13 protein-coding genes are annotated in these 13,366 nt (G+C 60.8%); 12 read left to right on the top strand and 1 reads right to left on the bottom strand.

What is annotated here, in order from left to right:
- Positions 1–150 precede the first annotated feature (150 nt).
- The 7 genes from TU75_RS07935 (at position 151) to ispD (ending at position 7,927) form a co-directional block, all read left to right on the top strand.
- Positions 151–1,098 carry an acetyl-CoA carboxylase carboxyltransferase subunit alpha gene (locus tag TU75_RS07935; RefSeq protein ID WP_003172288.1) on the top strand — a complete coding sequence of 316 codons (948 nt, stop codon included), beginning with the start codon at positions 151–153 and terminating at the stop codon, positions 1,096–1,098.
- Between the two features lie 154 nt (positions 1,099–1,252).
- Complete coding sequence (gene tilS / locus TU75_RS07930) at positions 1,253–2,560, top strand: tRNA lysidine(34) synthetase TilS (protein WP_060548626.1); 1,308 nt, start codon at positions 1,253–1,255, stop codon at positions 2,558–2,560.
- Between the two features lie 273 nt (positions 2,561–2,833).
- Positions 2,834–4,465, top strand: coding sequence for a CTP synthase (gene pyrG, locus TU75_RS07925; RefSeq protein ID WP_003231206.1), 1,632 nt, complete (start codon positions 2,834–2,836; stop codon positions 4,463–4,465).
- Between the two features lie 5 nt (positions 4,466–4,470).
- Positions 4,471–5,316 carry a 3-deoxy-8-phosphooctulonate synthase gene (gene kdsA / locus TU75_RS07920; RefSeq protein ID WP_003231204.1) on the top strand — a complete coding sequence of 282 codons (846 nt, stop codon included), beginning with the start codon at positions 4,471–4,473 and terminating at the stop codon, positions 5,314–5,316.
- Between the two features lie 157 nt (positions 5,317–5,473).
- Positions 5,474–6,763: a phosphopyruvate hydratase gene (eno, locus tag TU75_RS07915; protein ID WP_060548625.1), complete on the top strand. Its 1,290-nt coding sequence runs from the start codon at positions 5,474–5,476 to the stop codon at positions 6,761–6,763.
- A gap of 181 nt (positions 6,764–6,944) precedes the next feature.
- Positions 6,945–7,223 (top strand): cell division protein FtsB, encoded by a 279-nt coding sequence (gene ftsB / locus TU75_RS07910; protein WP_003231201.1) that lies wholly within the window; start codon positions 6,945–6,947, stop codon positions 7,221–7,223.
- Complete coding sequence (gene ispD / locus TU75_RS07905; RefSeq protein ID WP_060548624.1) at positions 7,220–7,927, top strand: 2-C-methyl-D-erythritol 4-phosphate cytidylyltransferase; 708 nt, start codon at positions 7,220–7,222, stop codon at positions 7,925–7,927. Before ftsB ends, ispD begins: the two co-directional genes overlap by 4 nt.
- Positions 7,928–8,054: 127 nt before the next feature.
- Here ispD and TU75_RS07900 read toward each other — a convergent pair whose 3' ends face one another.
- Positions 8,055–8,951 (bottom strand): LysR substrate-binding domain-containing protein, encoded by an 897-nt coding sequence (locus TU75_RS07900; RefSeq protein WP_060548623.1) that lies wholly within the window; start codon positions 8,949–8,951, stop codon positions 8,055–8,057.
- Positions 8,952–9,059: 108 nt separating this feature from the next.
- On the opposite strand from TU75_RS07900, the gene TU75_RS07895 reads away from it, so the two are divergent.
- From TU75_RS07895 to surE, 5 genes are read left to right on the top strand one after another with little or no spacing between them, the layout of a single operon-like run.
- A complete protein-coding gene (locus tag TU75_RS07895; protein ID WP_060548622.1) occupies positions 9,060–10,172 on the top strand; it encodes an S-(hydroxymethyl)glutathione dehydrogenase/class III alcohol dehydrogenase in 1,113 nt (370 codons plus the stop codon).
- Positions 10,173–10,180: 8 nt separating this feature from the next.
- A complete protein-coding gene (fghA, locus tag TU75_RS07890) occupies positions 10,181–11,026 on the top strand; it encodes an S-formylglutathione hydrolase (protein ID WP_015371417.1) in 846 nt (281 codons plus the stop codon).
- 54 nt (positions 11,027–11,080) lie between these two features.
- On the top strand, positions 11,081–11,554 hold the full coding sequence (ispF, locus tag TU75_RS07885) for a 2-C-methyl-D-erythritol 2,4-cyclodiphosphate synthase (RefSeq protein ID WP_003231192.1): 474 nt from the start codon (positions 11,081–11,083) through the stop codon (positions 11,552–11,554).
- Complete coding sequence (truD, locus tag TU75_RS07880; protein ID WP_003231190.1) at positions 11,551–12,609, top strand: tRNA pseudouridine(13) synthase TruD; 1,059 nt, start codon at positions 11,551–11,553, stop codon at positions 12,607–12,609. Before ispF ends, truD begins: the two co-directional genes overlap by 4 nt.
- Positions 12,597–13,346 carry a 5'/3'-nucleotidase SurE gene (gene surE / locus TU75_RS07875; protein ID WP_060548621.1) on the top strand — a complete coding sequence of 250 codons (750 nt, stop codon included), beginning with the start codon at positions 12,597–12,599 and terminating at the stop codon, positions 13,344–13,346. The genes truD and surE overlap by 13 nt, the downstream gene beginning before the upstream one ends.
- Positions 13,347–13,366: the final 20 nt, after the last annotated feature.

Below are 13,366 nucleotides of genomic sequence, written 5' to 3'. Positions count from 1 at the left end.
GCCAGGCAGTTTTCTTTTTCATCAAAAGAATCTCCTGAACTCGACGAAACATTTAATCTCGACCTGGACGCGCCTCTCCCTTAAGGTAGGGCGCGAACAGACAACCGGCTGGCCAGGCACGCCCTGGCCGTCGACCCAAGACGGACGCTTATGAACCCGAATTTTCTTGATTTCGAACAGCCGATCGCTGACCTGCAAGCCAAGATCGAAGAACTGCGCCTGGTCGGCAATGACAATTCGCTGAACATCGGCGATGAAATCGCTCGCCTGCAAGACAAGAGCAGCACGCTCACCGAAGATATCTTCGGCAAGCTGACCAGCTGGCAGATCGCGCGCCTGGCCCGCCACCCGCGCCGTCCGTACACCCTGGATTACATCCAGCACATCTTCACCGAGTTCGACGAACTGCATGGCGACCGTCACTTCTCCGATGACGCCGCTATCGTGGGCGGCATTGCGCGCCTGGACGACCAGCCGGTGATGGTGATCGGTCACCAGAAAGGGCGTGAAGTGCGCGAGAAAGTGCGCCGCAACTTCGGCATGCCGCGTCCCGAAGGCTACCGCAAGGCCTGCCGCCTGATGGAAATGGCCGAGCGTTTCAAGATGCCGATCCTGACCTTCATCGACACGCCGGGCGCTTACCCTGGCATCGACGCCGAAGAGCGCAACCAGAGCGAAGCCATTGCCTGGAACCTGCGCGTCATGTCCCGTCTGAAAACCCCGATTATCGCCACCGTGATTGGTGAAGGCGGTTCTGGCGGCGCATTGGCCATTGGCGTGTGCGACCAGTTGAACATGCTGCAGTATTCGACCTATGCGGTGATCTCGCCGGAAGGTTGCGCCTCGATTCTGTGGAAAACCGCCGAAAAGGCACCGGACGCCGCTGAAGCCATGGGCATCACTGCCGATCGCCTCAAGGGCTTGGGTATCGTCGACAAAGTGATCGCCGAGCCATTGGGCGGCGCGCACCGCGACCCGGCTGCAGCCGCTGCGACCATTCGCGCTGAATTGGGTTCGCAACTGGCGATGCTCAAGAAGCTGGATAATGAAGCGCTGCTGGCTCGTCGCTATGAGCGGCTGATGAGCTACGGTCTCTAAGTCGCAGCAATACCAAATGTGGGAGGGGGCTTGCTCCCGATAGCAGTGGTTCAGTCACCCTATGCGGTGACTGACACTCAGCCATCGGGAGCAAGTCCTCTCCCACATTTGCTTTGTGTATGCTGGGATCTCGCATTCCAGAGGGGAGCCCACCTTGATCGCCAAACTCCTGCAAACCCTGGCCCCCTGGCGCAACGCCCCGGCCTGGCACATCGCTTTCTCCGGCGGGCTTGATTCTAGCGTTCTGCTGCACCTGCTGGCCTCCCTCGCAAAACACCAAACCTTGCCCTCCCTGCACGCCGTTCATGTTCACCATGGTCTGCAAGTTGTTGCTGATGCCTGGCCGAGTCATTGTCAGTCGGTCTGCGACAGCCTGGGCGTGCCCTTGCGAGTGATCCGCGTGCAGGTTCAACCCGGCGCAAGCCTTGAGCGCGCGGCGCGGGATGCACGCTATCAGGCGTTCGGCGAGGTACTCGGGGCCGGGGAGGTATTGCTGACCGGCCAGCACCGTGACGATCAGGCCGAAACCCTGTTGTTCCGGTTGCTGCGCGGCGCCGGTGTGCGAGGGCTTGCCGCCATGCCTGCTTATCGTCCATTGGCGCGAGGCTGCCTGGTGCGGCCGCTGCTGGATGTCTCACGCGCCGAGCTGGAAGCCTACGCAGCCGAGCATCAATTGAGGTGGATCGAAGACCCTTCCAATGCCGATCCACGCTTTTCGCGCAATTACCTGCGCCACCAAGTCTTCCCGGCGCTGACGCAGCGTTGGCCACGAGCGGTTTCAAGCCTGGCCCGCAGCGGCGAGCAATTGGGCGAAGCCCAGGGCTTGCTGGATGAATTGGCGCAGATCGACCTGCAAGCCGCCGGTGGCACTTCACCCTTTACCTGGCTGCCACTGCCATCGCTGGTGCTTGGCCCCTTGCAGGCGCTTTCCGATGCGCGCCAGCGCAACGCCCTGCGTCACTGGCTCGCTCCGCTCACTCGCTTGCCCGACAGCGACCATTGGGCGGGGTGGAATTCCCTGCGCGACGCCAAAGGCGACGCACAGCCGCTGTGGCGGCTGGCCGACGGTGAGTTGCACCGCTGTGGCGAGCGCATATGGTGGCTGCCTTCCACTTATTCGGAATTTTCCGACGCGCCGTTTAGCTGGTCACTCCCGCAGAACCCACTAGAGTTACCCGGTAATGGCCGTGTGTGGTGTGAGGGCATCCCGCCAGAGGGACCGCTGGAAATCCGCTATCGCCAGGGCGGTGAAGTCATGGAAGTGCCAGGTCGAGGCAGGCGTGACCTCAAGCGCTTGCTCAATGAAAGTGGGTTGCCGGGGTTCATGCGTGGCAGATTGCCGCTGCTGTATCAGGGAGGGCGATTGCTGGCTGTCCCCGCCCTGACCGGGCTATGGGCAAGTTCGCCGGATAACTGGCAACTGCATTGGGTGCCACAGAGCTGCGATCAAGGTTTGAGCTGATAGAGCCTTTCCGGTAGACTACGCTCCCTTCTTGATACAACTTCTGTGGATTCGCCTGAATCGCAGCGGTTGCCGATTACCAAGCAGTCTTTGCTGGGCGATTCCAAAAAATGTGTAGCGATCAACGTACCGGTGTTCCATTGCTGGTCTGTCACCACGCGGCGGTTTTTTTGAAAGGTGCACTGTGATTAATGCAGGTGATCGGGGGCTTCGGCCTCTCTTCGCTTTCCCCGGCGGCTCGGACCGCTTTAACGCAGACTTCTAGGGTTTTTCATGACGCGCTACATATTCGTCACGGGCGGTGTTGTTTCTTCATTGGGGAAAGGCATTGCCTCCGCTTCATTGGCGGCCATCCTGGAGGCGCGGGGGCTTAAAGTCACCATGCTCAAGCTGGACCCGTACATCAACGTCGACCCGGGCACCATGAGCCCGTTCCAGCACGGTGAAGTGTTCGTCACTCACGACGGCGCCGAAACCGATCTGGACCTGGGCCACTACGAGCGGTTCATCCGCACGACCATGACCCAGAACAACAACTTCACCACCGGCCGCGTCTACGAGCACGTGCTGCGCAAGGAGCGCCGTGGTGACTATCTGGGTGCAACCATCCAGGTCATCCCGCACATCACCGACGAAATCAAGCGCCGCATCATCAAGGGCGCAGGCGATGCCGACGTGGCGATGGTCGAGATCGGCGGCACCGTGGGTGACATCGAATCCCAACCGTTCCTCGAAGCCATCCGCCAGTTGCGTTTCGAAGTCGGCGCCAAGCGCGCGATGCTGATGCACCTCACATTGGTGCCGTACATCGCCACTGCCGGCGAAACCAAAACCAAGCCTACCCAGCACTCGGTCAAGGAACTGCGTTCCATCGGCCTGCAGCCGGACGTGCTGGTCTGCCGCTCCGATCACCCGATCGACATTTCCTCGCGTCGCAAGATCGCGCAATTCACCAACGTTGAAGAACGTGCGGTCATTGCCCTGGAAGACGCCGACACCATCTACAAGATCCCGGGCATCCTGCACTCGCAGGGCCTAGACGATTTTGTGGTCGAGCGTTTCGGCCTGCAGTGCAATGGCGCGGACCTCTCCGAGTGGGACGCGGTGGTCGACGCCAAGCTCAACCCTGAGCACGAAGTCACCATCGCCATGGTCGGCAAGTACATGGAGCTGCTGGACGCGTACAAGTCGCTGATCGAAGCGATGAGCCACGCCGGTATCAGCAACCGTACCAAGGTCAACCTGCGCTACATTGACTCCGAAGACATCGAGAACCAGGGCACTGCGCTGCTCGAAGGGGTCGACGCGATCCTCGTCCCTGGCGGCTTCGGTCTGCGTGGCGTGGAAGGCAAGATCACCGCCGTGCAATACGCGCGCGAAAACAAGGTGCCATACCTGGGCATCTGCCTGGGCATGCAGGTGGCCGTTATCGAGTTCGCCCGTAACGTGCTGGGCTGGAAAGACGCCAACTCCACCGAGTTCGATCACACCAGCGGCCATCCGGTCGTGGGCCTGATCACCGAGTGGGAAGATGCCACCGGCGCTGTCGAAACCCGTACCGAAACTTCCGACCTGGGCGGCACCATGCGCCTCGGTGCGCAGGACTGCCTGCTGGAAGCGGGTTCGCTGGTTCACGATTGCTACGGCAAGGATGTGATCGTCGAGCGTCACCGTCACCGCTACGAAGTGAACAACAACCTGCTGCCGCAAATCAAAGAGGCCGGCCTGAAAATCTCCGGTCGCTCCGGTGACGGCAAGCTGGTTGAAGTGGTCGAGGCGCCGGATCATCCGTGGTTCGTGGCGTGCCAGTTCCACCCCGAGTTCACCTCGACACCCCGCGATGGTCACCCATTGTTCAGCGGTTTCGTCAAAGCCGCACTGACGCAACATCAGAAGAAGGCGTAACCCTGATGGCCCAGAAGATCATCCGCGTAGGCGATATCGAAATTGCCAACGACAAGCCCATGGTGCTGTTCGGCGGCATGAACGTGCTCGAAAGCCGTGACATGGCGATGCAGGTCTGTGAAGAGTACGTAAAGGTTACCCAGAAACTCGGCATCCCTTACGTGTTCAAGGCCAGCTTCGACAAGGCCAACCGTTCGTCGGTGACCTCCTATCGCGGCCCGGGCCTTGAAGAAGGCATGCGGATCTTCCAGGACATCAAGCAAGCCTTCGGCGTGCCGATCATCACCGACGTCCACGAGCCTGAACAGGCTGCCGTGGTCGCCGAGGTGTGCGACATCATCCAGTTGCCGGCTTTCCTGTCGCGCCAGACCGACCTGGTGGTCGCCATGGCCAAGACCGGCGCCGTGATCAATATCAAGAAAGCCCAATTCCTCGCTCCCCAGGAAATGAAACACATCCTGAACAAATGCGTCGAAGCGGGTAACGACCAGTTGATCCTCTGCGAGCGCGGTTCGAGCTTTGGCTACAACAACCTCGTGGTGGACATGCTCGGTTTCGGCATCATGAAACAGTTCGAATACCCAGTGTTTTTCGACGTGACCCACGCGCTGCAAATGCCCGGTGGTCGCGCCGATTCCGCTGGCGGACGACGTGCCCAGGTGCTGGACCTGGCCAAGGCAGGCATCAGCCAGTCCCTGGCCGGCCTGTTCCTGGAAGCTCATCCGGATCCTGACAACGCCAAGTGCGATGGCCCCTGTGCCCTGCGCCTGGACAAGCTGGAGCCGTTCCTGGCTCAGCTCAAGCAACTGGACGAACTGGTCAAGGGATTTGCGACGGTAGAAACCGCGTAAGCGGCATTTCTCCGGTAGACTTTCCCACGCTTTATGCTCAGGCATGCGTGCCTGAGCCTTGTCGTCTGCAAGCCTGCCCTGTTGTTCCACCCTTGCGGTCGGTCAAAAGATTTCCTTCAGCTGCGTCGTTTTCGTCAACTTTGGAGTGTTCACAACAATGGCAAAAATCGTCGACATCAAAGGTCGTGAAGTTCTCGACTCCCGTGGCAACCCCACCGTCGAAGCCGACGTGCTTCTCGATAACGGCATCATCGGCAGCGCCTGCGCGCCGTCCGGTGCTTCTACCGGTTCGCGCGAAGCGCTGGAACTGCGCGATGGCGACAAGAGCCGTTACCTGGGCAAGGGTGTACTCAAGGCGGTAGCCAACATCAATGGCCCGATCCGTGATCTGCTGCTGGGCAAGGATCCGCTGGACCAGAAAGCCCTGGACCACGCGATGATCCAGCTCGACGGCACCGAAAACAAAGGCAGCCTGGGTGCCAACGCCATCCTCGCTGTATCCCTGGCCGCCGCCAAGGCCGCTGCCCAGGACCAGGACCTGCCGTTGTACGCCCACATCGCCAACCTGAACGGCACCCCGGGTGTGTACTCCATGCCGGTGCCGATGATGAACATCATCAACGGCGGCGAGCACGCGGATAACAACGTCGACATCCAGGAATTCATGGTGCAGCCGGTTGGCGCCAAGACCTTCTCCGAAGGCCTGCGCATGGGCACCGAAATTTTCCACCACCTCAAGGCTGTACTGAAGGCCCGTGGCCTGAGCACCGCAGTGGGTGACGAAGGTGGTTTCGCGCCCAACCTGGCGTCCAACGAAGATGCACTGAAAGTGATCTCCGAAGCCGTGGCCAACGCCGGTTACACCTTGGGCACCGACGTGACCCTGGCTCTGGACTGCGCCGCCAGCGAATTCTATGAAGACGGCAAGTACAACCTGTCGGGCGAAGGCCAGGTCTTCAACTCCGAAGGTTTTGCTGACTACCTCAAGGGCCTGACCCAGCGCTACCCGATCATCTCCATCGAAGACGGCCTGGACGAGTCCGACTGGGACGGCTGGAAGATCTTCACCGACAAGATCGGCGAGAAAGTCCAGTTGGTGGGCGACGATTTGTTCGTGACCAACACCAAGATCCTGAAAGAGGGCATCGACAAGAAGATTGCCAACTCGATCCTGATCAAGTTCAACCAGATCGGCACCCTGACCGAAACCCTGGAAGCCATCCAGATGGCCAAGGCTGCGGGCTACACCGCCGTGATCTCTCACCGCTCCGGCGAAACCGAAGACTCGACCATTGCCGACCTGGCCGTGGGCACCTCGGCTGGCCAGATCAAGACCGGCTCCCTGTGCCGTTCCGACCGTGTTTCCAAGTACAACCAATTGCTGCGTATCGAAGAGCAACTGGCAGGTAAAGCCAAGTACAACGGTCGCGGCGAGTTTCGCGGCTGACCGTTAACGGGTTAAAAATAGTAAAAAGTCGACGGATTGCGTCGGAAAACTCACGACAAAGTGAATTTCGACGTTAATCTGTTGGCCATCTAGCACAAGCCTGGTTTTTCCAGGCTTCGTGCTATCAGTTGCTGCAAAAGTTTTGCATGGCGGTCTTTTTTCACTGGATACCCGATATTCGATGCGCAGTCCCAATTGGTTGTTCCTCGTCTTGCTCTTGTTGCTGGCTGGCCTGCAGTACCGCCTATGGGTGGGTAATGGCAGCTTTGCGCAGGTAAAAGACCTGACTGAGCAAATTGCTGCACAGCACGCCGAAAACGAAATCCTGCTGGAGCGCAATCGCGTCCTCGATGCCGAAGTGCTCGAGCTGAAAAAAGGCACGGAGACCGTTGAAGAACGGGCTCGTCATGAATTGGGTATGGTCAAGGAGGGCGAGACCCTCTACCAGCTGGCCCAATGACTCAGCGTTTGCCGGCCTTCTGGGCCGTGATCCCCGCTGCGGGCGTTGGTGCCCGTATGGCTGCGGACCGTCCCAAGCAATACTTGCAACTGGGCGGACGCACTATTCTCGAACACAGCCTCGGCTGTTTTCTCGATCACCCGATGCTCAAAGGCCTGGTGGTCAGTCTTGCTCCTGATGATCCTTATTGGCCTGGCCTTACCTGCGCTGCCGACCCGCGTATCCAACGTGCGGACGGTGGTTCGGAGCGCTCCGGTTCGGTGCTCAATGCGTTGCTGCAACTCAATGCCCTGGGGGCCGGCGATGAGGATTGGGTGCTGGTGCACGATGCGGCAAGGCCCAATCTCAGCCGCGACGACCTCGACACGTTACTGGCCGAGCTGGCGGATGACCCGGTGGGCGGCCTGCTGGCGGTGCCCGCGCGCGATACCCTCAAGCGCGCAGACAAGCAGGGGCGGGTGGTGGAGACCGTCGATCGCAGCCTGATCTGGCAGGCGTACACGCCGCAGATGTTCCGCCTGGGCGCTTTGCATCGTGCCCTGGCTGACAGTCTGGTGGCGGAGGCGGTGATTACCGATGAAGCGTCGGCGATGGAATGGTCGGGTCAGGCACCGCGATTGATCGAGGGGCGCTCGGACAATATCAAGGTGACTCGGCCAGAGGATCTGGAGTGGCTCAGGTTGCGATGGGCCAATCGTAGATAGCAGTTAAACCGAGTCGCCTTTATCGCAGGCAAGCCAGCTCCCACATTTGACCGAGGTGCCTGCAATGACTGCGATCAAGCGTGGGAGCTGGCTTGCCTGCGATGAGGACGGTGCTGTCAACGCAGACTCACTGGCTGTACTCCCGCCTCCCCGCCAACCCCTCCTTCAAGAAATCCACCAGCTTGCGCACCTTGGGCGACAAATGCCGCTGCTGCGGATACAGCCCCCACACCGCCGTATTGGGCGGCTGATGTGCCTCAAGCAGCGACACCAGCGCGCCGCTGTGCAAGTGCTCAAGCACGTAATAATCCGGCAACTGACACAACCCCACCCCCTGCAACGCTGCGTCCAGCACCGCCTGCCCACTGTTGCAGCGCCAGTTTCCCTGAACCCGTTGGGAAAATTCGCGCCCGTCCTGGGCCAGTTGCCAGATGTCCGAACTGCCGATCAGGCAGTTATGCCGACTCAATTCCGACAAGCTGTGTGGCCGACCATACCGCGCGAGATAGGACGGTGAAGCGCATACATACATGCGCCGCGGTGCCAGGCGGCTGGCGACCATGCGCGAGTCCTGCAGGCGGCCGAGACGGATCGCCAGGTCCAGGCCTTCATGCACCAGGTCCAGCTGTCGGTTGCTCAGTTCGATATCCACGCGCAACTGCGGATACAGGCCCATGAAGCGCGTCACCAGCGGCACGATAAACCGCTCGCCATAGGCCACCGCGCAGGTCATGCGCAGCATGCCCTTGGGCTCGCTGGCCAGATCGCCGACCGCGCGCAGAGCTTCCTCGCGACCGTCCTGCAGGCGCTGGCAATGCTGCAGGAAGGTCTGGCCAGCTTCGGTCAGGGTCACCTTGCGCGTACTGCGGTACAGCAACCGCGTTTGCAGGCGCTCTTCCAGGCGCGCCACTTGCCGGCTTATATGGGATGAGGACACGCCCAGCCGCTCGGCCGCCGCCGTGAACTGGCTGCACTCGGCCACCGCCACGAACTCGTCGATACCTTCCCAGCGGTTCTCCAGCATTTGATTATCCCTGTGCAGCAATAAAGTTTTGCTTTGGTCCCGATTATTAATCAAAGAACCATGATTTACACTCACAGCCTTAGTTTTAAATCCCTTGGAGAAACCCGGATGATCAAATCCCGCGCCGCCGTAGCCTTCGAAGCCAACAAACCCCTGGAGATCGTTGAAGTGGATGTCGCCATGCCCAAGGCTGGCGAAGTGCTGTTGCGGGTGGTCGCCTCCGGCGTGTGCCACACCGACGCTTACACCCTGTCGGGCGCGGACCCGGAAGGCATCTTCCCGTCGATCCTCGGCCATGAAGGCGGTGCGGTGGTTGAAGCCATTGGCGAAGGCGTGACCTCGGTGGCCGTGGGCGATCACGTGATCCCGCTGTACACCCCGGAATGCGGCCAGTGCAAATTTTGCAAGTCGGGCAAGACCAATCTGTGCCAGGCCATTCGTTCCACCCAGGGCAAGGGCCTAATGCCCGATGGCACCACGCGTTTTTCCTACAAGGGTCAGCAGATTTTCCACTACATGGGCACCTCGACGTTCTCCGAGTACACCGTGCTGCCGGAAATCTCTGTCGCGAAAATTCCTAAAGAAGCACCGCTGGAAAAAGTCTGCCTGCTGGGCTGTGGCGTGACCACCGGTATTGGCGCCGTACTCAACACCGCCAGGGTCAAGCCGGGCGACACCGTGGCCATCTTTGGCCTGGGCGGCATTGGCTTGTCGGCGGTCATCGGCGCGGCCAAGGCCAAGGCCGGACGCATCATCGCCATCGACATCAACCCGGCCAAGTTTGAAATCGCCAAGCAACTGGGCGCCACCGAGTGCATCAACCCGAAAGACTACGACCGCCCGATCCAGGACGTGATTGTCGACTTGACCGACGGCGGCGTCGACTTCTCCTTCGAGTGCATCGGCAATGTGCAACTGATGCGCGCCGCTCTCGAATGCTGCCACAAAGGCTGGGGTGAGTCGGTGATCATCGGTGTGGCCGGTGCGGGCCAGGAAATCGCCACGCGCCCGTTTCAACTGGTGACCGGTCGCGTCTGGCGCGGTTCGGCGTTCGGCGGCGTGCGTGGGCGCAGCGAGTTGCCAAGCTATGTGGAAATGGCCCAGACCGGCGAGATCCCGCTGGATACGTTCATCACCCACACCATGGGCCTGGAAGACATCAACAAAGCGTTTGATCTGATGCATGAAGGCAAGAGCATTCGTACCGTCATCCACTTCTGAGGTCGGCCATGAGTCTGGAAAACCTGTCCTGCCAGAAGAGCTTCGGCGGCTGGCATAAACGCTACAAGCATCATTCGGCTGTGCTCGATTGCGACATGACCTTCGCCGTCTACCTGCCACCGCAGGCGGAGCAGGGCGGCAAGCTGCCGGTGCTGTACTGGCTGTCCGGCCTGACCTGCACCGACGAGAACTTCATGCAAAAGGCCGGCGCCCAGCGCATGGCGGCCGAGCTGGGCTTGATCATCGTCGCGCCCGACACCAGCCCGCGTGGGCCGGGCGTGCCGGACGATCCGGAGAATGCCTGGGATTTCGGCCTGGGCGCCGGTTTCTACCTGAATGCCACCCAGCAGCCCTGGGCCCGGCATTATCGGATGCATGACTACGTGGTGCAGGAATTGCCGGCATTGGTCGAGGCGCATTTCCCGGCTTCGGACAAGCGCAGCATCAGCGGTCACTCCATGGGCGGACACGGTGCGCTGGTGTGCGCACTGCGCAACCCCGGTCGTTACCAATCGGTGTCGGCGTTTTCGCCGATCAACAACCCGATGGATTGCCCTTGGGGGCAGAAAGCCTTCTCCCGTTACCTGGGCGAAGAGCGCGCCAAGTGGCGCGAGTGGGATGCCTGCGTGCTGATCAGCGAAGCGTCGGAAAAGCTGCCGCTATTGGTAGACCAGGGCGACCGCGACGACTTCCTCGCCGATCAGCTCAAGCCCGAAGCCTTGCAGCAGGCGGCCAGGGCGGCCAACCATCCACTGGAACTGCGTCTGCAACCGGGCTACGATCACAGCTACTTCTTTATCGCCAGTTTCATCGAAGATCACTTGCGCCATCACGGACGCGCTTTGCTCGGTTAATCTGCGGCAAAAGTAGGTAGAATCACGCCCTGAATTAAATCGGGGCGTTTTTTTATGCGTATTGGCCACGGCTACGATGTGCACCGTTTCGCTGAAGGCGAGTTCATCACCCTGGGCGGCGTGCAAATTGCACATCACCACGGGTTGCTGGCCCATTCCGACGGCGATGTGCTGTTGCATGCCCTGAGCGATGCTTTGCTCGGCGCGGCGGCACTGGGCGATATCGGCAAGCACTTTCCGGACACCGACCCGACCTTCAAGGGCGCGGACAGTCGTGTGTTGCTGCGCCATGTGGTGGGACTTATCCACGCCAGAGGCTGGAAGGTCGGCAATGTCGACAACACCATCGTGGCCCAGGCACCGAAAATGGCGCCCCACATCGAATCGATGCGCGCGCTGATCGCCGCCGACCTGCACATAGAACTGGATCAAGTGAACGTGAAAGCCACCACCACCGAAAAGCTCGGGTTTACCGGTCGTGAAGAGGGCATTGCGGTGCACTCTGTCGCCTTGTTGCTGCGCGCATGAATGAACTGCAATTGTTGGGCCCGCGTGCTTATGGTGAGGCGCTGGGCAGCGCGGTTCTGAAGGCCACTGCCGAAGACTTCCAGGTCGATGAGGTGCTGGATATTCCGCTGAGCGGCGACGGCGAACACCTGTGGTTGTGGGTGGAAAAACGCGGCCTGAACACCGAAGAGGCGGCGCGGCGCATCGCCAAGGCGGCGGGCGTGCCGCTGCGCACTGTCAGCTACGCCGGGCTCAAGGATCGCCAGGCGCTTACCCGACAATGGTTCAGCGTGCAGCTGCCCGGCAAGGCCGACCCGGACATGAGCGGTGCGCAAAATGAAACCCTCAAGATCCTGGAAATGAAACGCCACAAGCGCAAATTGCAGCGCGGTGCCCATTCGGCCAACGGTTTTACCCTGCGCCTGACGCAACTGGCCGGTGACACCGCCGCCATCGACGCGCGGCTGCAACTGATTGCCCGGCACGGTATTCCCAATTATTTCGGCACCCAGCGCTTTGGCCACAACGGCGGCAACGTCGTGGATGCTCGTGAATGGGCTGCGCGCAAGGCCCTTCCTGAGCAACGCGCTGTGCGCTCGCGGTTGCTCTCCACTGCCCGCAGTTTTCTCTTCAACAAAGTGCTGGCCGCCCGCGTGGCGGACGGTTCCTGGCAGCGTGCGCAGGTTGGCGACTTGCTCGCGTTTACCGACAGTCGCAGTTTTTTTCCGGCGGGGGAGGCTGAATGCAGCGACCCGCGCCTGGCCATCCTGGACCTGCACCCCACCGGCCCGCAGTGGGGCGAGGGTGACTCTCCGGCGAAAGGTCTTACTTATGAGCTGGAACAATCTGTCGCCGCCGGCGAAGCTGACCTGCGTGATTGGCTGGTGAATGCCGGAATGAGCCAGGAACGTCGCATTCTGCGGCTGCCCATTGGCGGGTTGACGTGGCATTATCCCCGGCCTGACATTCTGCAATTGGAATTCGTCCTGCCGGCCGGATGCTTCGCCACTGTCTTGGTGCGCGAGCTTGTTGATCTGGTGCCGGTGGGGCAGACGGACAGCCCATGCGTATTCTGATATCAAACGATGACGGTGCCACCGCACCCGGCCTCGCCGCGCTTCATGCTGCGCTGGCGGATTACGCCGAGTGCGTGGTGGTTGCCCCCGACCAGGACAAAAGTGGTGCCAGCTGTTCGCTGACACTTGACCGTCCGCTGCACCCGCACGTCCTCGCCAATGGCTTTATCAGCGTGAACGGTACGCCCACCGATTGCGTGCACCTGGCGATCAACAGCCTGCTGCAGCAGCAGCCGGACCTGATCGTGTCGGGCATCAACCTGGGCGCCAACCTGGGTGACGATGTGCTGTATTCCGGCACCGTCGGCGCGGCGCTCGAGGGGCGTTTCCTCGGGCGAACCTCATTTGCGTTCTCCCTGGCGTCGCGCCAACTGGACAACCTGCCCACGGCCGCCCATTTCGCGCGCAAACTGGTCGAGGCGCACTCTTGCCTCGACCTGCCGCCGCGCACGGTGCTCAATGTCAATATTCCCAACTTGCCCCTCGACCATATCCGCGGTATCCGGCTCACGCGACTGGGCCATCGAGCCCGCGCAGCGGCGCCGCTGAAGGTGGTCGATCCGCGTGGCAAGGAAGGTTACTGGATTGCCGCAGCCGGCGATGCCGAAGACGGTGGCGAAGGCACGGACTTTCATGCGGTGATGCAAGGTTATGTTTCGATTACCCCGTTGCAATTTGATCGCACCTTCAGTGATGCCTTCAGTCGTCTCGATGGCTGGCTGGAGGGGTTGCGCTGATGGCTCGTGAACAGGACGAC

The sequence above is a fragment of the Pseudomonas poae genome, assembly GCF_001439785.1.
GTDB classification, from domain to species: domain Bacteria; phylum Pseudomonadota; class Gammaproteobacteria; order Pseudomonadales; family Pseudomonadaceae; genus Aquipseudomonas; species Aquipseudomonas poae.
The sequence above is the reverse complement of the archived record's forward strand: the minus strand, read 5'-3'. Positions and strand labels throughout refer to the sequence as shown.